The following is a 21,193-nucleotide window of genomic DNA, read 5'->3' on the forward strand; positions in this document are numbered from 1 at the left end:
GCACGGGCGCGCCTAACCCGCCCGGCTTTCCAAACCATTGCCCACACGGTTTTATAACGAGGATTCCCAATGCTTAATCAGTTGAAAAGAGTTTCCGCCGTCAGCTTCCTGGTATTTCTGTGGACGTTTTCCGCGACTTTCACCGGTCCGATGGCAGGCGTCAGCCTGGTGAACCCCGCCTATGCCCTCAGCAGTCAGAACATGCCGCTGGGAAGCAACATATTCGTGGAAATCGCCAAGGAAAAAAATCCGGCTGTGGTCAACATCAGCATCCGGGGGAAGGCGCAGATGAGTTCGCGGACGCCTCGGGGACCTCAGTTTCGCGGTGAGCCGCGCGAGCCGTTCCAGGATTTTTATGACCGCTTCTTCGGTCAGCAGGACCCGCAACCGCGCCGGGGCATGGGCTCGGGTTTCATCATCAGTCCCGAAGGCCTGGTCCTCACCAACTACCACGTAGTGCAGGGTGCGGATGAGATTCTGGTCAATATCGACGATGGCGGCGCCATCGAAAAGGAATACGAAGCCACCCTGGTGGGCAGTGATCCCAAAACCGACATCGCGCTCATCAAGCTGGTTCTGGATGGCAAAGACAAGGTCAAGTTCCCCCACCTCGAATTCGGCGACTCCGACAAACTGGAAGTCGGCGAGTGGGTGATGGCGATCGGCAATCCCTTCGGCCTCAGCCACACGGTGACCGTGGGCGTGGTCAGCGCGAAAGACCGCGCCATCGGCTCCGGCCCTTATGACGAATTCATCCAGACCGACGCATCCATCAATCCCGGCAACAGCGGCGGGCCTCTGCTCAACATCAAGGGCCAGGTGATCGGCATGAACACCGCCATCATTTCCGGTAGCACGGGCGGCAACGTGGGCATCGGTTTCGCCATCCCCATCAACATGGTGAAAGCCATTTTGCCCGACCTCAAGGAAAAGGGCGCCGTCACCCGCGGCTGGCTGGGCGTGATGATTCAGAAAATCACGCCGGAGCTCAAGGACTCCTTTAACCTGAGTTCGTTTGAAGGCGCGCTGGTGGGCGATGTCATTCCCGGCGGCCCGGCGGACCAGGCGGGCATCAAGCGTGGAGACGTGATCATTCAGTTCGGCAAGGAAAAAGTGGAAACGATGGAAAGCCTGCCGAAGATCGTCGCCGCTACGCCTCCGGGTGAAGCGGTCAACGTGAAAGTCATCCGCGATGGCAAGGAAATGAACATCTCCGTCACCATCGAGGTCCTGAAAGATGAAGAGACCAAGTTGGCGGCTTTGGATCCGCTCGGCATCCAGACGCAGGACATCACGCCCGAGTTGATGCAGAGCATGGAACTGGAATCGACCGATGGCGTTCTGGTGTCCGACGTCACGCCGGGCGAGTCCGGCGGCGAGGCGGGCCTGCGCCGCGGCGATATCATCACCGAGGTCAACCGCAAGCCGGTGGCCAACACCCAGGACTATCAGGCGGCGGTCCGCGGTTTGAAATCCGGAGACACGGCGCTGATGCTGGTCAAACGCGGCGGCACCACGATCTACATCGCGGTGAAGCTGAACTGATCCAGCGGATCTCACTTTCCACAATCACATACGGAGCGGCGGGGCAGGGGCCCCTCCCGCTCCGTATGGTTTTTCTCGCCTGACGAATCATGATGATAAACGGATGGGTTCGTGCCGTTTGCCTGCTGGGTGCGATCGTGCTGGCTGGTGGATCGGTCAGGACTTCAGTTTCGCATGCGGAGCCTTTTCCCCGCCGCACTCCGGTGGTCGAGGCGGTCCAGCAGGTCGGACCCGCCGTCGTCAACATTTTCACCGAAGAAGCTCCTCCTCAAGTCAAAAATCCCTTCCGTGATTTTTTCGGAAACGGCCTGCTCGATCCTTTCTTCCGCCAGTTCAACTCGCAGGGATCACAGCGCCGCAGTCTCGGTTCCGGCGTGCTCATCCACCCGGACGGCTACATCCTGACCAACGAACACGTCATCGCCAAGGCCGTGCGCATCCAGGTGACGCTCATCGACAACCGCGAGTTTGACGCGAAGCTGATCGGCGCGGACCTCAAGTCCGATCTCGCGGTGATCAAGATCGACTCCGACCAGCCCCTGCCGTACGTGAAGATGGGTCGCTCGCACGACCTCATGATCGGCGAGACGGTCATCGCCATCGGCAACCCGTTCGGCCTCAAGCACACCGTCACCTCCGGCATCATCAGCGCACTCGACCGCACCATCCATGCCGGTGAACGGGAAATCTACAACGACTTCATCCAGGTGGACGCGTCGATCAATCCCGGCAACAGCGGCGGGCCCCTGCTCAATATCAACGGCGAGCTGATCGGCATCAACACCGCCATCTTTCAGGACGCGCAGGGCATCGGCTTCGCCATTCCCATTGATACCGCACGACGCATCGTCGAGGACCTCATCGAGTTCGGCGAGGTGTTCCGCGGCTGGATCGGCGTCGCCGTGCAGGACCTGACCCCGATGCTGGCGCGCCAGTTTGCGATGGAACACACCCGCGGTGCGCTGGTCACGCAGGTGTTCGAGAACAGCCCCGCGAGCCGCGTGGGATTGAAACCCGGCGACGTGCTTACCGCCATCGATGGCCACGAACTGCTGGACAAGGCCGACTTCAAACGCAAGCTGACATCGTACACCGTCGGCGACAGCATGGAGGTCACCTACCGCCGCGCCGGACGTGACGCCCGACTGCGCCTGGATGTGGTGAGGATACCGGACAGCGCCGCGTTGCAGTTCGCCAAGGAGGGACTGGGCATTGAGGTGCGCGGCATCACGCCGGACCTGCGCCAGCGCTTCCGCCTGGCCACGTCGCAGGGCGTGGTGATCGTCAGCGTACGGCGCAACAGCGAGACGTACCAGATCGGCATCCGTCCCGGCGATGTCATCCGGCAGGTCAACCAGGTGGTGGTGACGGATCAGGCGAGTTTCAACGAGGCGCTCATCGAGGCGCGCAAACATTCTTCCGTATTACTGCTCGTGCAACGCGGCCAGTCCGGGTATTATGTCACCCTGAACCTGGAGCTTCCCTGAGTTCGCAAATCCAACCCAATCCCGCACGCCTCCGATGGCTTCCAAGATCGAAAAAGAAATCGAACAGCTCCGCCGCGAAATCCACCACCACGACCATTTGTACTATGTGCTCGACCAACCGGAGATCAGCGACCGCGAATACGACCGCCTGCTTGACCGGCTGAAAGAGCTGGAGGCAAAACACCCGGAACTGGTGACGCCGGACTCGCCGACGCAACGGGTCGGCGGCAAGGCGTCGGAGAAGTTCGATCCCGTCGAGCACAAGGTGCCGATGATGAGCCTCGACAACACGTACAACGTCGAGGAGGTCGAGGACTTTCATCAACGCGTGTGCAAAACGCTGGGCACGGAAGAGGTCGAGTACGTGGTGGAACTCAAGATCGACGGCCTGGGCGTGACCCTCGCCTACGACAACGGCCGCTTCGTGCAGGGCGCGACGCGCGGCGACGGCAAGGTGGGCGAGGACGTCACCGCCAACCTCAAAACCCTCCGCTCGGTGCCGCTCACCCTCGATACGTCCAAGCTGAAACACAAATACCTCGAAGTGCGCGGCGAGGTATACATGGATCATACCGGTTTTAAAAAACTCAATTCCGCGCGCGAGGAACGCGGCGAGACGCCGTTTGCCAATCCGCGCAACGCCGCCGCCGGGTCCGTGCGCCTGCTCGATCCGTCCATCACCGCCGAGCGGCCGCTCCGCATCTGGGTGTACAGCGTCGGGCACCTCGAAGGCCCGGCGTTCGACACGCATTACGAAGCGTTGCAGACTCTCAAGCAACTCGGCTTTCGCATCAACCCGCACACCGAACTGTGCAAAAATTTCGACGCGGTGCGGAAACTCATCGACCGCTGGCAGGAAAAACGCCGGACCCTGGATTACGACGTGGACGGGCTGGTCATCAAGGTCAACCGCATCAAGTCGCAGAACAAACTGGGCTATACCGCCAAGCACCCGCGCTGGGCGGTGGCGTACAAGTACGAGGCGGAGGAAGCGCAGACGAAAGTGAACGCCATCAATGTGCAGGTGGGGCGGACGGGGGCCATCACGCCGGTGGCGGAGCTGGAGCCGGTGCTGGTGGCGGGCACCACGGTAAAACGCGCCACGCTTCATAACGAAGACGAGATCAAGCGCCTCGACGTGCGTGTCGGCGACGACGTGATCATCGTCAAGGCCGGGGAGATCATCCCGAAAGTCGTGCGCGTGGTGACGCCGGAAGGATCGAAACGCGGCAAGCCATACACCATGCCCAAAACCTGTCCCGAATGCGATACGCCGATCGTGCGGCAGGAAGGCGAGGCGGCGTGGCGGTGCGTCAACGCCTCGTGCCCGGCGCAGTTGAAGGAACACCTGTTGCACTTCGCGTCGCGCGACGCGATGGACATCGATCACCTGGGCACGGCGGTGGTGGAACAACTGGTCAACTCCGGCCGGGTGAAGACGGTGTCCGATCTCTACACGCTCGAACACGAGGAAGTGAAGAACCTCGAACGCTTCGCCGAGAAGTCGGCGCAGAACCTGATCGACGCCATCGAAAAGAGCAGGCGGGCGGGCCTGAGCCGCCTCATCCATGCGCTGGGCATCCGCTTCGTCGGCCAGCGCGTGGCGCAGGTGCTGGCCAACACGTTTCACACCATGGACGCGCTGGAGAAGGCGAGCTTTGAAGATTTGGAGTCGATCGACGAGATCGGCCCGAAGATCGCCGAGAGCCTGCGCCAGTTTTTCGACGAGGACAAAAACAAAAAAGAGATCGCGCACTTAAAAGATATGGGCGTGGTGATGGAAGAAGAGCGCGCGGAGGTGGCAGGCGACGGTGCGCTTTCCGGCAAGCAGTTCGTGCTGACGGGGACGCTGGAGAACCACACGCGCGAGGAGGCGAAGGCGCTCATCCACAAGGCCGGCGGGCGGGTGACGTCCAGCGTGTCGCAGAAAACCGATTACGTGGTGGCGGGTGCGGACCCGGGAAGTAAACTCGACAAGGCGAAAAAACTCGGCGTCGCCGTGCTGGATGAAGCCGCGTTTGAAAAACTGTTGAAGGGGAAGTGAACCGTTAAGGGAAACCGTTACCAGGAGTTCTGGGTATGGACGAATGGAAACCGTGGATCGGTGGCGGGTTGCTTATAGGATTGTTCCTGCTGTTCGCAGTGGTCAATGCGGCGGTGTTTTATAAAGGCGTGATCCGTAAAGAAAAAGTCGGCTCCGGCGTTCCCTTCCTCGGCGGCATCTTCGGCTTGATCGGATTCCTCACACTCCCTGTCCCCATTCTTCACAAACTGTACCTCGCCCCCCTGTTCCTCGACATCGGTTGCGTGCCGGGGGTTTTCATTTCTCTGATCTCGAAAATATTTTCTTCCGGCAGGTGAGGACAGCCATTCTTTCGTTTCCCATAAGAGAACTGAGGAGCAGTCATTGGTGACTTCCTCTTGATCCCCTCCTTGAGAAGGAGGGGAGGGTTTAAGTGCTCTATGCAGGAATCGGATCCGAACTGAATTTGAACGTGGGAGTGGTGAGGAAAAAAGGAATGACTCAGCTGGTCGAGGAGCTGGAGGGTTTGGGACCGCTTCGGCGCCGGGGGCCGGATGGTCTGCGGCCGCGTGACCGGTTGCCACCACCACCTCCACCACCACTGCCGCCGCGTCCTCCTCCCGAACCGCGCGGAGGGCGGCCGTTGCGGGCCGGACCGGAGCCGCCGCCGGGGCGTCTCTGCCCGAACGGTCTCGGCTTGCGCCGGGGCGGGGTGCCCGGACGCTCTTCCTCGAACAGTTCCTCTTCCGGCCACTCGACGGGAATTTTCGTGGTCAATGTCTCTTCAATGCGCACCAGGTTGTCCACGTATTCCTCGCAGGCGAGGCTGATGGCGTCGCCGCGTTTGCCCGCTCGCGCCGTGCGTCCGATGCGATGGATGTAGTCCTCCGGGTCCTGCGGCAGGTCGTAGTTGATGACGTGCGTGATGTCGTCGATGTGCAGTCCGCGCGACGCGACGTCGGTCGCAATCAGGATATCGAGCTCACCTTCGGTGAACCGCTCCAGCGTCTTGATGCGTTTTTTCTGCGGCAGATCGCCGGAAATCTGTGCGGCGTTGTAGCCATTGTGTTGCAGGCGCAACTCGAGGTTTTCCGCCTCCGCCTTGGTATTGGTGAAGATGATCACCTTGTCGCCCTGTTCCTGCTTGAGCAGGCCGAGGAGCAGGCTGAACTTCTCGTGCGAGCCGACGTGGTACATTTTCTGATCCACCTCGTCCACCACCAGCTTTTCCGGCTCGATGCGCACGGGGATGGGGTCATTCATGTGCTCGTAGCACAGTTCCATGACGCGGTGGTTGAGTGTCGCCGAGAACAGCATCGACTGGCGTTTGTTGTAAGGCGAGATGTTGCGCAGGATGTAGCGCAGGTCCTTGATGAAACCCATGTCGAACATGCGGTCGGCTTCGTCGATGACCAGCACCTCGACGGATTTCAGGCTGAAGAATTTCTGCTTGTAAAAATCGATCAGGCGGCCCGGAGTGACGATGAGCAGGTCCACGCCCTTTCTGATCTCTTCCCTCTGTTTGTCATAATCCACTCCACCGTAGATGCAAACGGTGCGGAAACCGGTGTGCTGGCCCAGCTCCTTGGCGTCGCGTTCGATCTGGATGGCGAGTTCGCGCGTCGGCGCGATGACGAGTCCCCGCGGCGCGACCCAGGTGTTGCCTTTCTGTTCGGGCTTCGGCGTCCGCAACAGTTTGGTGAACAGCGCGATCAGAAACGCGGCGGTTTTGCCGGTGCCGGTCTGCGCCTGTCCGGCGACGTCTTTGCCCTCGAGGGCGTGGGGAAGGGTTTTGGCCTGGATGGGAGTGCAGTGTTTGAACCCCGCACTGCGGATTCCCTGCATGACCTCCTCAGGCAGGAGGAGGCTTTCAAATTCAACTTGTTCCATAGTGGTAGTTTGTCTTCCGGTTCACCAGTGGAGGAGGCCGGTTAGGCGGCCCGCACAGGATCGATTTCTGGATGTTCCGCAGATTGCGGACTTCGGCACGAGGTATTGATTTTTTACAAGTTGCGCTAGTATATACCACCTATTGGGGTTTGCAAACCATTACCTCATTTTTCTTGACAACCCCTTCGGGTTGGTGGTTCAATGCCCCTTCTATTTTAACGGCTTCCCTGACAGGTTGCGACACATCTCGCCAATGGAATACTTCGCCGGGGGCACCCCCGCCGGGCCCGTTTTAAGGCCGGACAGCGCTATGAATTCTAGATAAATCAACCAGTTAACTCTTTTTCAAACCAAGCAGGTGGCGATTGATTAAGCACGACGTATTGATAGTGGGGGCGGGACTGGCAGGCATGCGTGCCGCCCTGGAAGTGTGCAAGGAACTGGATGTCGGCATTCTCAGCAAGGTCTATCCTTCGCGCTCCCACAGTGGTGCGGCGCAGGGGGGCATTGCCGCCGCACTGGCCAACTCCGAGGATGATTCCTGGGAAGAGCACATGTTCGACACCGTCAAAGGCGGTGATTACCTGAACGACCAGGATGCGGTGGAGGAGTATTGCAAGTCCGCTTCCCGCGTGATCTATGAACTGGAGCATTTCGGTTGCGTGTTCAGCCGGATGGAAGACGGGCGCATCGCCCAGCGCAGTTTCGGCGGGCACTCCAAACCGCGCGCCTGTTTCTCTGCCGACCGCACCGGCCACGCCATCCTGCACGCCCTGCACGAACAGGTTCTCAAAAACAGCAAGTCGATCAAGATTTATTCCGAGTGGTACTTCCATGAGCTGATCATCCAGGACAACCGTTGCCAGGGCGTGGTGGTCAGCGACATCCGCACGGGCGAGGTGGAAGTGATCCAGGCCAAAGCGGTCATCATGGCCACCGGCGGTTACGGCCGTGTGTTTCAGATCACCACCAACGCCTTCGCCAGCACGGCGGACGGGGCCATCGCCGCCATCCGCGCGGGACTGCCTCTGGAAGATCCGGAGTTCGTGCAGTTTCATCCGTCCGGATTGTGGCGGCAGGGCATTCTGTTTTCGGAAGCAGCACGGGGAGAGGGGGGATTCCTGCTCAACGGCAAGGGCGAGCGCTTCATGGAAAAATATGCGCCGTCACGCATGGAACTGGCGCCGCGCGATATCGTGGCGCGCGCCGAGCAGAGCGAAATCGACGAGGGTCGCGGCGTCAACGGCGAGGATTTCATCCACCTCGACCTGCGGCACCTCGGCGAAAAACGCATCATGGAACGCCTGCCGCAGATCCGGCAGTTGGGCATTGATTTCATCGGCGTCGATTGCGTGAAGGATCCGTTGCCGATCCAGCCGTCGGCGCATTACTCGATGGGCGGCATCCCGACGAACATCCACGGACAGGTGGTGCGCGATGGCGACAGCACGCCAGTGGAAGGGTTCTTCGCCGCGGGCGAGTGCGCCTGCGTCTCCGTTCATGGGGCCAACCGGCTCGGCACCAATTCCCTTCTGGATGCCACCGTCTTTGGAGAACGTGCGGGTCGCGCGGCGCTGGAATACGGCCGTGGGGCGGCGTTTGACAAAGTCAACGAAGGGCAGGAAAAAGCCCGGGTGTTGAAATCCATTGAGGAAATCTTCCAACGTGAAGGCACGGAAAGCTACAATGATGTCCGGAATGAAATGAAACAGACCATGATGCGCCTGTGCGGTGTGTTCCGCAGTGAAGAAAACCTGAAGGAATGCGTCGAGTCCATGCGGGCCCTGCAGGTGCGGTTCAAAAAGGGAAAAGTCACCGACAAGGGCAAGGTCTTCAATTCCGAGTTGTATGAGATCATCGAACTGGGCAACATGTTGATGATGGCGGAGATCATCGCCACCGCCGCGTTGAACCGGAAAGAAAGCCGCGGCGGCCATTACCGCACCGACTTCCCCAAACGCGACGACGAAAAATACCTGCACCACACACTGGTTTATTCGCAGAACGGCGGGCTGGATCTGAAAACCAAGCCGGTCGTTATCACCCGTTTTCAACCGAAGGAAAGAACGTACTGATGGCTACTTTTCGCATCAAGCGGTTCAATCCGGAAAAACAGGCCGAACCGTATTATGAGGAATTCGAATACGATTTCCCGGAAGGGGCGACCCTGCTGGATTGCATGAACCACATCAAGTGGAACATGGACGGCACGCTGACCTACCGCATGTCGTGCCGGAGCGCCATCTGCGGCTCCTGTGGCATGAAGGCGAACGGACGTGCCGTGCTCGCCTGCCAGCGCCAGGCCGCGCACCTTTTGAAAGACGGCAAGATCACCATCGAACCGCTCGGCAACATGAAACCGATCAAGGACCTGGTGGTGGACTTCAAGCCGTTCTGGGACAAGATCGACGCGGTCAAGCCGTACCTGGAAAACAGCAGCAAGCCGCCGGAAAAAGAACACCGCATGAGTCCGGAGCAGTTCAAACTGCTCGACGACACCAGCACCTGCATCATGTGCGGCAACTGCTACTCCGACTGCAACATGCTGGAGGTGGATGACAACTTCCTCGGTCCGGCGGCGCTGGCCAAGGCCCAGCGCTTCGTGGATGACTCGCGCGACCAGGCGAGGAAGGAACGCATCAAGGAACTCAGCAAGCCGGGCGGCATCTGGGACTGCACCCACTGCGCGGAATGCGTCGAGCGCTGTCCGAAACCGGCGCGGCCATTTTACCGGATTAAAGAATTGATGAAGGTGGCGCTGGACGAAGGCGTGACCAACAACAACGGCGCGCGGCATGCGTTGTCGTTCGCCAAATCGATCAAGCACAGCGGGCGGTTGAATGAGAACACTCTGCCCGTTGAGTCGGTCGGCTACTTCAACATCAAGGGCCTCATGGACCTTCTGCCCGTCGGCCTGCGCATGGTGCTCAAGGGCAAGGTGCCGCCGATCATCCATCGTTCCATCGATGACCAGAAAGACGTGAAGCGTATCTTCGAGGAGTTGGGAGAATGAAGTTTGCACTGTTCACCGGGTGCGTGTCGAAAGGCGCAACCCGCGAGTTGATGCTGGCCACGACGAAATCCGCCCAGGCGCTGGGTATCGACTTCGTGGAAATGAAAAGCGCCGCCTGCTGTGGCGCGGGTGTGCTCTCGGAAAAGAATCCGACCCTCACCGACGCGCTCAACGCGCGCACGTTCGCCATCGCGGAAGAGCAGGGACTGGATCTCATCACCATCTGCTCCACCTGCCAGGGCAACCTGAAAAAATCCGAGTGCAACCTGAACGACGGCGGCGAATACAAGGACCGCATCAACTACATCCTGAAAGAAGGCGGCCACCAGTACCAGGGCGACAAGATCCAGATCAAGCACTTCTCCAACATCCTTGCCACCGAGGAAGGCAAGCAGCGCCTGCGCGAGAAGATCAAGCGTCCGCTCACCGGCCTCAAGGCGGCGGCGTTTTACGGCTGTTACGTCCTGCGCCCGTCGGAACTGTCCGAGTACGACGACCCGGACAACCCGACCGAACTCGAAGAGCTGTTCGAAATCCTCGGCGCGACGCCGGTGTACTACGACAAGCGCATCAAGTGTTGCGGTTTCCCCATCATCATGATGAACAAGGAAGCCTCGCACGAAATGGCGGGCAACGCGCTCATCGACGCCGCCCAGCAGGGCGCGGACGTGGTCGTCACCGGTTGTCCCTTGTGTCACCTGAGCCTCGACTCCTACCAGCCGGAGATCGACAGTCTGCGCGAGGCGGGATACGTGATGCCCATCCTGCACCTGCCGCAGTTGGTGGCGCTGGCGCTCGGTTTCTCGCCGGAGGAGATCGGCATGGACACGCACATCGTCTCCACCGCGGGCATCGACCACATCCTCAAACAGCACGCCTGATCGGGCCCCTCCAAAATCTATACATTTAAATATCCGATTTGAGAGATTCGCACGCCCTGTTACACTGGGTGTGCGATGTTTACGGAAAAATTCCTGATCCGCAAAAAGCTGGCGTTGATGGCAGGGGGCCTGTTCCTGTTCGGCCTGCTTGTGGTCAGCCCGCCCCTGGCTGGACTCACCGCCGACGCGCAGAAAATGGCGGCGGTGACGATCCTCATGGCCGTCTTATGGGTTGGCGAGGCCATCCCCATCCCGGCCACGGCGCTCATTCCCCTCGTGCTGTATCCCCTGATCGGCATCCTGCCCAGCAAGGACGTTGCCCCGCACTACGCCAACCACCTCGTTTTCCTGTTCCTCGGCGGGTTCATGATCGCCTTGGCCATGGAGCGTTGGAACCTGCACAAACGCATCGCGCTGGTCATCATCCGTGCCATTGGCGGCAGTCCCAGCCGCATTGTGCTCGGCTTCATGGTGGCGACGGCGTTTCTTTCCATGTGGATCTCCAACACAGCGACCACCATGATGATGCTTCCCGTCGGCATGGCGGTGGTGCAACAGATCGCGGCGCAAACGCGAGCGCGTGACGGTAGCGCTGTCGATCCGGAGGTCATCAAAAAACAGTTCGGCCTGGTGCTGATGCTGGGGCTTGCGTATTCAGCAAGCATCGGCGGGGTGGGGACGCTCATCGGCACGCCGCCCAATATTGTCTTTGCCGGGTTCTACAAGAACAGCTTTCCCGAGGAGCCGGACATCACCTTCACCGGCTGGATGGGCTACGCCCTGCCGGTGGTCATCGTGTTCCTGCCACTGGTGTGGTTGTACCTGTGCCGGTTCGCGGCGGGCGTGTCGGTTTTTCAGCTACGGGTGGAGGGTGGCACGAAGGGTGTCATCGATCGCGAACTGGAATCGCTCGGACCCATGAGCCGTGCCGAAAAATTCGTCGGCACGGTGTTTGTCTGCACCGCTTTCCTGTGGATTTTTCGCAAGCCGATCGCAGTGGGCGCGCTCCGCATCCCCGGCTGGTCGGAAGCGTTTCCGTGGGCGTTTTATCTTCATGATGCGACGGTGGCGATGGCGATGGGGCTGATTCTTCTGATCGCGCCCATCGGCTACCCCGGCGGCATGATGCTGGACGAGCGGCGCCAGTATTTTGCGCTCGACTGGAAAACCGTGCAGGAGGGGGTGCCGTGGGGCATCCTGCTGTTGTTTGGCGGCGGCTTTGCGCTGGCGGCGGGATTCCGCGAAACCGGGCTCGACCTGTGGATCGGTGAGCGCATCGCGGCGACCAACGGCGTGCTTTCTCTCTGGGGACTGGTTCTCGTTTTGTGCCTCGGCATCACGTTTCTCACCGAGTTCACCTCCAACACCGCGACGGCGACCATGATCCTGCCCGTCATCGCCGGGGCCGCGTCGGCCATGCCGTACCATCCTCTCCTGCTCATGATCCCGGTCACGCTGTCGGCGTCGTTCGCCTTCATGATGCCGGTGGCGACGCCGCCCAACGCCATCGTGTTCGGAAGCGACTGGGTGACCATTCCCAAAATGGCGAAGGCCGGTTTCTTCCTCAATCTGGTGGGAGCGGTGCTGGTGACGTTCTGGATGGTGTGGGTGGTGCAAGGGTGGATCGGCTGAGCCTCACCGCCCGGTGAACTTCGGCACGCGTTTTTCCAGGAACGCGCGGATGCCTTCCTTCGCATCTTCCGTATCGAAACGCGCACCGAACAGGCGCGCTTCTTTTTCGAACGCGTGTTTTTCCAACTCGTCGTCGCGCGGAAGCAGGGTGGCGAGGATGGCGTTGACCGATCCCTTGCTTTTCGATTGCATCTGGCGTGCCAGATCGAGCGCCGTTTCCAGCGCCGCACCGGGTTTCACCACCTGGTGCACGATGCCAAGGCGCGACGCCTCCGCGCCGTCGATTTCCTTCGCCAGGAGAATCATGTTCATCGCCTGCGTCACCCCCAGGATGCGCGACAGGCGCACCGTGCCGCCGAAACCGGGAAGCAGGCCCAGGTTCACCTCCGGCAGTCCCAGCCGCGAGGCGGTGGTGGCGATGCGCAGGGGACAGGCCAACGCCAGTTCCAGTCCGCCGCCCAGGCAGACGCCGTCGATGGCGGCGATGACCGGTTTCGGCAGATGCTCGATCTGGTGCAGGACCGCCTGGCCGCGTTCGGCGTAGGCGCGTCCTTCTTTCGAATTGCGGATGGCGGCGAGTTCGCGGATGTTCGCCCCGGCGGAAAAGAATTTGGGTAGCGCGCTGTGGATGACGACGGTGCAGATGTTGAAGTCGCCCGCGATGTGCTGGATACGGCAGGCCAACTCGTCGAGCACCGATTGGCTGAGGGCGTTGACCGGGGGATGGTGGAGGGTCAGGACGGCGGTGCCGTCTTCGACCACCTGCGACAGATGCGTGGTGTCGTTCATGAGCACCTCCTCAAAGGGTGGCGTGAATGCGCAATTTCATTATATAGCAGACGGCGGGTATTAAAAACGGAAGAGCGCGTTGGGGGCAGGAAAGGCCGGAGGTCCTGTTTCAGGACGCAGGTTTCCAACGCAGTTTGGGATGGCGCGCGGCGCGGGCTTCGTCGGGGCGCGACACCTTGGACAGGTACGGCGCGTCGTGGAAACTTTCCGCATCGTTCTCCGCCTGCTTTGCGATCTCTTTCATCGCCTGGATGAACTGGTCGAGCGTCTCTTTCGACTCCGTCTCCGTCGGTTCCACCATCAGCGCACCCTTGACGATCAGCGGGAAGTACACCGTGGGCGGGTGGAATCCCTTGTCGATGAGCGCCTTGGCGATGTCCATCGTCTTCACGTTCTGCTTGAGCTGGTGTTTGTCGTTGAACACGCACTCGTGCAGGCTGGGGCCGGGGTAGGGCAGGAAGTACGTGTCCTTGAGCCGGGCCTTGATGTAGTTGGCGTTCAGCACCGCCGACTCGCACGCCTGGCGCAGGCCGTCGGGTCCGAGTGTGCGGATATAGACATACGCGCGGAGCAGGATGCCGAAGTTGCCGTAGAAGGCGCGCACCTTGCCGACGCTTTCCGGATGGTCGTAGTCGAGCGCGAAGTTGCCATTGTTGTTCACGATGCGCGGCACCGGCAGGTACGGTTCGAGAATCTTTTTGACGCCGACGGGTCCGGCTCCCGGTCCGCCTCCGCCGTGCGGGGTGGAGAAGGTTTTGTGCAGGTTGAAGTGGAGCACGTCCACGCCCATGTCCGCCACCTTGCTGACCCCCATCAACGCGTTGAGGTTGGCACCGTCGCAATAGACCAGGCCGCCCTTGCCGTGCACGATCTCGGTGATTTCCAGAATATCTTTTTCGAACATGCCCAGCGTGTTGGGATTGGTGAGCATGATGGCGGCGGTGTCCTCGTCCATCAGCTTGCGCAGTTTGTCGATGTCGATCAATCCCTCCGCGTTGGAGGGGATGTGCACGACGTCGTATCCGCACAATGTGCAACTGGCGGGATTGGTGCCGTGCGCCGAGTCGGGCATCAGCACCTTGCTCCGCTGGTTGCCTTTCGCCTGGTGGTAGGCGCGGATGGTGAGCATGCCGGTCATCTCGCCGTGCGCGCCGGCGGCGGGTTGCAGGCTGACCGCGTCCATGCCGCTGACTTCCTGCAGAAACTCCTGGAGTTCGTGCAGCAGGCGCAGGCTTCCCTGCGACAGCGCTTCCGGCGTGTAGGGATGATTCTGCGCGAATCCCGCAAGCCGCGCCATGTCCTCGTTGATCTTCGGGTTGTACTTCATGGTGCACGAGCCGAGCGGATAGAACGCGCTGTCGATGCTGAAATTCCACTGCGACAGGCGCGTGTAGTGGCGCACCACGTCGAGCTCCGACAACTCCGGCAGGTGCTCGATGGGGTCGCGGAGTTCCTCTGGCGGCAGAAGGGTTTGCAGTTCCACTTCCGGAATGGTGCTGGTGGGAAGAGAGTACGCTCTGCGCCCGGGGGAGCCCAGCTCGAACACCGGGGGCTCTTCGAACACCAGTCCTTTGATTCCGATTTTGTTTTCTTCCACGTGTGCCATGAGATTCCTTATTCTGGTATTGCTGTTGCGGGTTGTCAGTTCGATGGCTGGATGTCGTCCGTCTTGCCTGTGTCCTCCGCTTCGTTCAACAGCATGATGGGGATGCCGTCGCGGATGGGGTATTTCAGTTTGCAGGTTGCGCAGAGCAGGCCGTCTTCCGGCGCGGACAGTTGCAGGTCCCCCTTGCACTGGGGGCAGACGAGAAAATCGAGTAATTCTTTATCAAATGCCATGAGTTTTCCGGGTTCAGTCCACCTTGATTCTGTTCTGGGTCCGGGGTGGGGCCGGATGGGAACTGCCGTTCAGGCAGGTGCGCACCGTTTCGAAGACTTCGTCAACCGTTATGCCGTCCATGCATTCGTTGTGGGTGGGGCACGTTCGCTTGTAGCAGAAACTGCAATGCAGTTTTTTGACGATCACCTGGTGCGGCGAGCCGTAGGGTCCATTATAAACAGGATCGGTGGGTCCAAACAAGGACACAGTGGGAATCCCCAGCGCCACGCACAGATGCAGGGTGCCGGTGTCGCCGCCGACGAACAGGCTGGCGCGGTCGAACAGTGCCATGCTCTGGTGCAGACTGCTGGGCGGCGCCACCCAGTGCGGCTGGGTCATGTGTGACGACAGGCGGTCCACCTTATCCTTTTCTCCCGGGCCCCAGGTGAGCAGGATGCTGGCCCCGAGCTCGCTGGAAATACGGTCGCCCAGCCGGGCAAATCGTTCCAGTTCCCACTGCTTGGTTTTGTAGCCGACGCCGGAATGGAGCACCACCACCGGGTGTGAGCCCAGGTCCGGATGTTTGTCGAAAAATTCCTGTGCCTGGTTCTGTGCCGCTTCGGGAATCCGCACCACAAACTCCTGTGGCAGGTCCTGTGCGCCGAGCGCGCGGATCATAGACAGGTTTTTATCGACAACGTGAATGGTGCGACCCACCGCCGGGACCTTGATATTGGTGAACAGCGCGTTCCACTGCTCGCGGCAGTCGGTGCGGTCGAAGCCGACGCGGAGCGGTGCGCCGGAAAGCGCGGTCAGCACGCCGGTCTTGATGAGGCCCTGGATGTCGATGGCAAGGTCGAAGTTGCGTCCGCGCAGTTCGCGGTAAAACGACCGCATCTCTTTAAGCGTGGCGGGAGTGAGGTTTTTCCGCCATTCGCGGGTGCGCACCACCAACACCTCATTCAGGTCGGGGTTGCCGTCGAGAACGGCCGAAAACTTTTCTTCCACCACCCAGGTGATGTGCGCGTCGGGAAAGGTCTGGCGCAGGGCGCGGAGCGCAGGCAGGGTGTGCACCACGTCTCCCAGAGAACTCAACCGGACCAGAAGGATGCGCCGGATGTTCCAGCCCGGTCCGTTGAGCGGCAGGACTTCCGAGGCCAGGTTCCAGTTTTTCGGTGCGATTTTGTATATGGAAAAAGCCATGACCGTTCCCACAACCATCCCCGCCAGCACGTCGCTGGGATAATGCACTCCCTGGTACAGTTTGCTGAAGCATCCGGCCAGTGCAAACAGAAACACCGGCACTGAGGCGCGGCGGAAATAACAGGCGGTGATGGTGGCGAAGGCGAACAGGTTGGCCCCCTGCGACGAGGGAAAAGAATATGAGTTTGAGCAGTAGATCAGCGGCTTCAAAAACTCCAAGTCGTGGCAGGGCCGGGGCCGTGCAAACATGGGTTTCAACACCTCGTGGACCAGAAAATCGGTGAGCAGGACCGTCACCGCCGCCGTCAATACATAATACAGGCCTTTTGCTTTTTTGAAATAAATCAAGGAACCCGCGGTCACCAGACCGGGAAGCAGATAGACCCGTTTGTCGTTCAGGACGACAACCCAGGAATCCAATGTTGAAAATTGCAAATTCTGCTTGATCCAGTACAATACCGCGATTTCAAATTCCATCAGCGCGTCCAATTCGTGTTGCGTTTCAACGGTTTCCAAGTCTATGGGCATTGCTGGAGGGAGTCAATTCTTTTGTCAGTTCCGAAAGGCCTTAAGAAGTGGGAGTTTCCAGTCGGCAGGCGCTCATTTTGTTTGCCAAGGACCCGCAGGCGGGAAAGGTGAAAACCCGTCTGCAACCCTGGCTGGACGCCGACACCGCCTGCCACCTGTACCGTCACATTCTCGCGGACAGCGTGCGCAACGTGTGCGCGGTGGAGGGGGTGGACCGGTTTGTCGGCATCCACCCATCGCACCGGTCCGGATTTTTTGACGCGGTGGAGAAGTCGGGACGGGTGCGTCTGTTCGAGCAGGAAGGCGGGCACTTGGGGGAACGCATGCGCAATGCGTTCGAACAACGCTTCGCCGAAGGCTACGAGACGGTGGTGATCATCGGTTCCGACAGCCCGACCCTGCCCGTATCGTATATCCGGCAGGCATTGGACACCGATCGCGACATGACGCTGGGACCGTGCACCGACGGCGGCTATTACCTGATCGGCATGCACCGCAAAGTGACCGATGTGTTCGAGGACGTCGAGTGGGGGTCCGAGCATGTTCTGACCGCCACCCTGGAGCGGGTGAAGCAGTCCGGCGCCACGTTGTTGCTTCTGCCCGTGTGGTATGATGTCGATCGCCCCGAGGATCTGCGGTTTCTCAAAACTCATCTGGAATACCTTCAGCATACCGGGCTTGAGGAACACGCCGACACCTTACGCTTTCTTCAACAATTGAACCTGAACTGGGAATCTGCCGTATGAGGCTATTGAAATATTCCGAACCCGACTACCGGGAAGAAATCGAGCGGCTGGTGAACCGTTGCGACGTGGACTTCTCCACCCAGGACGAAGCCGTGCGCAGCATCATCGAACGCGTGAAAAAAGAAGGCGACGATGCGGTGGTCGCGCTCACCAACCAGTTCGACCAGACCGATTACAGCGTGGAGGACCTGCGCGTAACGGAGGAAGAAATCCAGCAAGCCTACGACGCCGTTCAGTTGGATGAACTGGAGGCGCTCAAGCTGGCGGCGGACAACATCGAGCGTTACCACCAGAAGCAGGTTCAGCACTCGTGGGAGTATAAGGAAGGCGAAGTGTATCTCGGGCAGATGATTCGCCCGCTGGAAACCGTGGGCGTGTATGTGCCGGGCGGCAAGGCGTCGTATCCATCTTCCGTGCTGATGAACGTGATTCCGGCGCGGGTGGCCGGGGTGAAGCGCGTCATCATGGTCAGCCCCACGCCGCGCGGGGAGGTGAGCCCGCACTGCCTGGTGGCGGCGGACATTGCCGGAGTGGACGAAATCTATAAGGTGGGCGGGGCGCAGGCCGTCGCCGCCCTGGCGCTGGGCACCGCCACCATTCCGCGAGTCGATAAAATCGTCGGTCCGGGCAACATTTATGTGGCCCTCGCCAAGCGGCTGGTGTTCGGGTTGGTCGATATCGACATGATCGCCGGACCGAGCGAGATTCTGGTTTTGGCCGACGACACGGCGCGCGCCGATTTCATCGCCGCCGACCTGCTGTCGCAGGCGGAGCACGACGAAGACGCCGTGCCGATCCTGGTGACGCCGTCTGAGGCGCTGGCCGAGGCCACCCGCGATGAGCTCAACCGGCAGAAGGAGGAGTTGGAGCGGAAGGGGATCGTCGATGCGTCGCTGGACAACAAGTGCCAACTGATCGTCACCCGCACCCTGGACGAGGCGGTGGACCTGGCCAACCGCGTGGCTCCTGAACACCTGGAGCTGGCGGTGGACAATCCGCACGAGCTGGTGAAGCGGATCCACAACGCAGGCGCCGTGTTTCTGGGGCATTACACGCCGGAAGCCATCGGCGACTACCTGGCCGGCCCCAACCACGTGCTTCCTACCAGCGGAACCGCACGGTTTTCTTCACCTTTGGGCGTGTACGACTTCATCAAGCGCACCAGCCTGATTTCCTATAATAAGGAAGAACTGGGGAAGGTGGCTCGGGCCTGTTGTTCGCTGGCCGAAATGGAGAACCTGGAGGCCCATTCCCGAGCCGTGAAAATCCGGATTTCATGACCCGTTTAATCCCCGGAAACCCTTAAAAACAAAAAACTAGAATTTCCTTGACAACCCCCGGTAGCCATGTTAAAAATCGGCGTCTTATTATGTCCAAGAGCCCTTGGATACCCTAAGGCCTTATTATATAAAGGTTATTGAAAACAGGCACTTAGGGGGGCGCTTGGGGGTCAGCGATCGTGAAAATGGTTTCAGAAAAGCATCCTGCAACCGCTCGGCAGTGGGCGGATTCTGTCGTTGTTGCGGGGGGTGGGAGTGCTCTTAAATAAGGAAAATTGAAGAAGTTTTTGAATATAGAAGTTTTATTCAAGTAATTGTAATTCTTTTAGGATACCGGATCTTTCCTTAAGGAGGTTAGACGATGTTCAACGTAGAGGCTAGAAATTCCAAAGTGCTGTTCCTGGCACTGGTTCTGGCATTCACCTTGTTTGCTCTTCCCGCGGTATTTGTTGATCAGGCCCAAGCCAAGGAAGCGTTTGCTGAGCAGGTTTTTGCTGAGGAGGCGTTTGCTAAAGAGGTTCTGGCTGACGAAGAAGCTGCCGGTGAAGAAGGCTCAGGTGCGCCGGAAGTTGAGTGGAGTCAGGACGTATTTTATAAGGACTGGGAGGGCAATCCGCTCAAAGGTCCGGTAAGCGGTGCTCCTGCTCCTGAGTTGGGACCGAACGACTACGATAGCTATTCTTTCGTTCCCAGCCGCATCCTGATTTGGATCGCCAACCAGCAGCATCTGTATTTCGGTAGCTTCGTGTTGGCGGTACCGATTTTTTGTATGCTCATCGAGTTCATTGGTATTCGTACCAAGGAGAGCGATCCGGTCCTGTCTGCCAAGTATGACCGGTTGGCTCACGACTTGATGAAGGTCTCTCTGACCGCTTATTCCTGGACCGCGATTCTGGGTGGTATTCTGCTGTTCTCCTTCATCACCCTGTTCCCGGGATTCTTCAAGTACATGGCCAGTATCTTCCGCCCCGTCATGCACGTTTACGCGCTGATGTTCCTGGCGGAATCCGGCGTTCTTTATGTGTACTACTATGGCTGGGACAAGATGAGTCAGGATCCGTTCCTGAAATGGATTCACGTCTCCCTGTCGGTTCTGTTGAACCTGGTCGGCACCATCCTGATGTACCTGGCGAACAGCTGGGCGACCTTCATGCAGGCGCCGGGCGGTATCGACGAGCAGGGACGTTTTCTGGGTAACATCTGGCACGCCATCCACTCCACCCTGTGGAACCCGGTCGGCGTGCATCGCATCCTGGGTAACATCGTGTTCGGTGGTGGTATCGTTGGTGCATACGCCGCGTATCATTACCTCAAAGCGAAAACCCCCGAAGAAAAAGCCCATTACGACTGGGTATGTTACATCGCCATGTTCATCGCCATCTTCGGCCTGATCCCGCTGCCTTTCGCAGGGTACTGGCTGATGAAAGAGGTGTATGCGTTCCGTCAGCAGATGGGCATCACCCTGATGGGCGGCATCATGGCTTGGCTGTTCATCATCCAGGCTGTAATGATCGGTCTGCTGTTCTTCGGTGCGAACTCCTACCTGCATAACTCCATGTCCCGCGTTAAGGGATCGCATCGCTACATGAAGTATTGCAAGTACATGGTTCTGCTGTTGATCCTCTGCTTCACGGCGTGGATGACCCCCCATACCATCGTTATGACGCCGGCTGAGCTCAAAGCGATGGGTGGCGCGCAGCATCCGGTTGTCGGACACTTCGGTGTAATGTCTGCTAAGAACACCGCGGTGAACCTGATGATCACCTGTACGGTTCTGTGTTTTCTGTTGTATCAACGGTCCAATAAGAGGATCGTGGTGCCCTGGGCCACCATCGGGAACTGCTGGCTGACCGCCATTTTCATCGGCGCGGCCATCAACATCGTGTTCCTCGGTGTGTATGGTTACTTCCTGCCCGCCAACCAGCGCGTAGGTCTTTCCGTTCCCCAGGTAACTACCACCTTGACGACTCTGTTCGTTGGCACGGCCATCAACATCTCCATGTTCAAGGATGCGGAGTCGTTCGGTGAGATTGAGTGGGGTACCCAGTCCAAAGTGGGCACCTACGCCATTCTCTTGATGGCGATCTCCTTTACCTGGCTGATGGGCCTCATGGGTTATATCCGCTCGGCGGTCCGGCTGTTCTGGCACGTCACCGAGGTTCTGCGTGACAACTCGGTGGATGCCTACACCCTGACCATTGGTGAGGCGGGTAAGATCCTCACGTTCAACGCCCTGTTTGTATGGGTGCAGTTCGTGGTTGTTTTCTGGGTAGGTGGACTCACTGCCAAGAAGAAGCCGGCAGAGGTTCCCGAAGGGGTACCGGTACCTGCTCAGCAGCAACAGTAATGAATTGACG

At 59.5% G+C, this 21,193-nt stretch carries 16 protein-coding genes; 11 read left to right on the plus strand and 5 right to left on the minus strand.

What is annotated here, in order from left to right; translation table 11 throughout:
• Window positions 1-69: 69 nt before the first annotated feature.
• From J2S31_RS05850 to J2S31_RS05865, 4 genes are all read left to right on the plus strand, one after another.
• Window positions 70-1,545 carry a DegQ family serine endoprotease gene (locus J2S31_RS05850; RefSeq protein WP_237098129.1) on the plus strand — a complete coding sequence of 492 codons (1,476 nt, stop codon included), beginning with the start codon at window positions 70-72 and terminating at the stop codon, window positions 1,543-1,545.
• Window positions 1,546-1,634: 89 nt separating this feature from the next.
• Window positions 1,635-3,032 carry a Do family serine endopeptidase gene (locus tag J2S31_RS05855; RefSeq protein ID WP_237098130.1) on the plus strand — a complete coding sequence of 466 codons (1,398 nt, stop codon included), beginning with the start codon at window positions 1,635-1,637 and terminating at the stop codon, window positions 3,030-3,032.
• 34 nt (window positions 3,033-3,066) lie between these two features.
• Window positions 3,067-5,076 (plus strand): NAD-dependent DNA ligase LigA, encoded by a 2,010-nt coding sequence (gene ligA / locus J2S31_RS05860; RefSeq protein WP_237098131.1) that lies wholly within the window; start codon window positions 3,067-3,069, stop codon window positions 5,074-5,076.
• A 35-nt stretch (window positions 5,077-5,111) separates the two neighbouring features.
• Window positions 5,112-5,393 carry a hypothetical protein gene (locus tag J2S31_RS05865; RefSeq protein WP_237098132.1) on the plus strand — a complete coding sequence of 94 codons (282 nt, stop codon included), beginning with the start codon at window positions 5,112-5,114 and terminating at the stop codon, window positions 5,391-5,393.
• A 163-nt stretch (window positions 5,394-5,556) separates the two neighbouring features.
• Here the strand turns inward: J2S31_RS05865 and J2S31_RS05870 are convergent, their stop codons facing one another.
• Window positions 5,557-6,945, minus strand: coding sequence for a DEAD/DEAH box helicase (locus J2S31_RS05870; protein WP_237098133.1), 1,389 nt, complete (start codon window positions 6,943-6,945; stop codon window positions 5,557-5,559).
• A gap of 365 nt (window positions 6,946-7,310) precedes the next feature.
• Between J2S31_RS05870 and sdhA the strand changes: the two genes are divergently transcribed.
• From sdhA to J2S31_RS05890, 4 genes are all read left to right on the plus strand, one after another.
• Window positions 7,311-9,020, plus strand: a complete 1,710-nt coding sequence (gene sdhA, locus J2S31_RS05875; RefSeq protein WP_237098134.1) for a succinate dehydrogenase flavoprotein subunit — start codon at window positions 7,311-7,313, stop codon at window positions 9,018-9,020.
• On the plus strand, window positions 9,020-9,958 hold the full coding sequence (locus J2S31_RS05880; RefSeq protein WP_237098135.1) for a succinate dehydrogenase/fumarate reductase iron-sulfur subunit: 939 nt from the start codon (window positions 9,020-9,022) through the stop codon (window positions 9,956-9,958). Before sdhA ends, J2S31_RS05880 begins: the two co-directional genes overlap by 1 nt.
• Window positions 9,955-10,839: a CoB--CoM heterodisulfide reductase iron-sulfur subunit B family protein gene (locus J2S31_RS05885; protein ID WP_237098136.1), complete on the plus strand. Its 885-nt coding sequence runs from the start codon at window positions 9,955-9,957 to the stop codon at window positions 10,837-10,839. The genes J2S31_RS05880 and J2S31_RS05885 overlap by 4 nt, the downstream gene beginning before the upstream one ends.
• 75 nt (window positions 10,840-10,914) lie before the next feature.
• The gene (locus tag J2S31_RS05890; protein WP_237098137.1) at window positions 10,915-12,471 is read left to right on the plus strand and encodes an SLC13 family permease; all 1,557 of its coding nucleotides are present in this window, start codon (window positions 10,915-10,917) and stop codon (window positions 12,469-12,471) included.
• Between the two features lie 3 nt (window positions 12,472-12,474).
• Here J2S31_RS05890 and J2S31_RS05895 read toward each other — a convergent pair whose 3' ends face one another.
• The 4 genes from J2S31_RS05895 to waaC form a co-directional block, all read right to left on the minus strand.
• Entirely contained in the window at window positions 12,475-13,260 is a 786-nt protein-coding gene (locus tag J2S31_RS05895; protein ID WP_237098138.1) for an enoyl-CoA hydratase-related protein, read from the minus strand.
• Between the two features lie 109 nt (window positions 13,261-13,369).
• On the minus strand, window positions 13,370-14,866 hold the full coding sequence (gcvPB, locus tag J2S31_RS05900) for an aminomethyl-transferring glycine dehydrogenase subunit GcvPB (RefSeq protein ID WP_237098139.1): 1,497 nt from the start codon (window positions 14,864-14,866) through the stop codon (window positions 13,370-13,372).
• 35 nt (window positions 14,867-14,901) lie between these two features.
• Window positions 14,902-15,099: a Trm112 family protein gene (locus tag J2S31_RS05905; RefSeq protein WP_237098140.1), complete on the minus strand. Its 198-nt coding sequence runs from the start codon at window positions 15,097-15,099 to the stop codon at window positions 14,902-14,904.
• Between the two features lie 13 nt (window positions 15,100-15,112).
• The gene (gene waaC, locus J2S31_RS05910; RefSeq protein WP_237098141.1) at window positions 15,113-16,810 is read right to left on the minus strand and encodes a lipopolysaccharide heptosyltransferase I; all 1,698 of its coding nucleotides are present in this window, start codon (window positions 16,808-16,810) and stop codon (window positions 15,113-15,115) included.
• A 47-nt stretch (window positions 16,811-16,857) separates the two neighbouring features.
• Between waaC and J2S31_RS05915 the strand changes: the two genes are divergently transcribed.
• The 3 genes from J2S31_RS05915 (at window position 16,858) to J2S31_RS05925 (ending at window position 21,183) form a co-directional block, all read left to right on the plus strand.
• A complete protein-coding gene (locus tag J2S31_RS05915) occupies window positions 16,858-17,556 on the plus strand; it encodes a TIGR04282 family arsenosugar biosynthesis glycosyltransferase (RefSeq protein WP_237098142.1) in 699 nt (232 codons plus the stop codon).
• Window positions 17,553-18,836, plus strand: coding sequence for a histidinol dehydrogenase (gene hisD, locus J2S31_RS05920; protein ID WP_237098143.1), 1,284 nt, complete (start codon window positions 17,553-17,555; stop codon window positions 18,834-18,836). The genes J2S31_RS05915 and hisD overlap by 4 nt, the downstream gene beginning before the upstream one ends.
• Before the next feature lie 652 nt (window positions 18,837-19,488).
• Window positions 19,489-21,183 (plus strand): cytochrome ubiquinol oxidase subunit I, encoded by a 1,695-nt coding sequence (locus J2S31_RS05925; protein ID WP_237098144.1) that lies wholly within the window; start codon window positions 19,489-19,491, stop codon window positions 21,181-21,183.
• Window positions 21,184-21,193: the final 10 nt, after the last annotated feature.

It is taken from the genome of Nitrospina gracilis Nb-211, from assembly GCF_021845525.1.
In the GTDB taxonomy this organism is placed as follows: domain Bacteria; phylum Nitrospinota; class Nitrospinia; order Nitrospinales; family Nitrospinaceae; genus Nitrospina; species Nitrospina gracilis_A.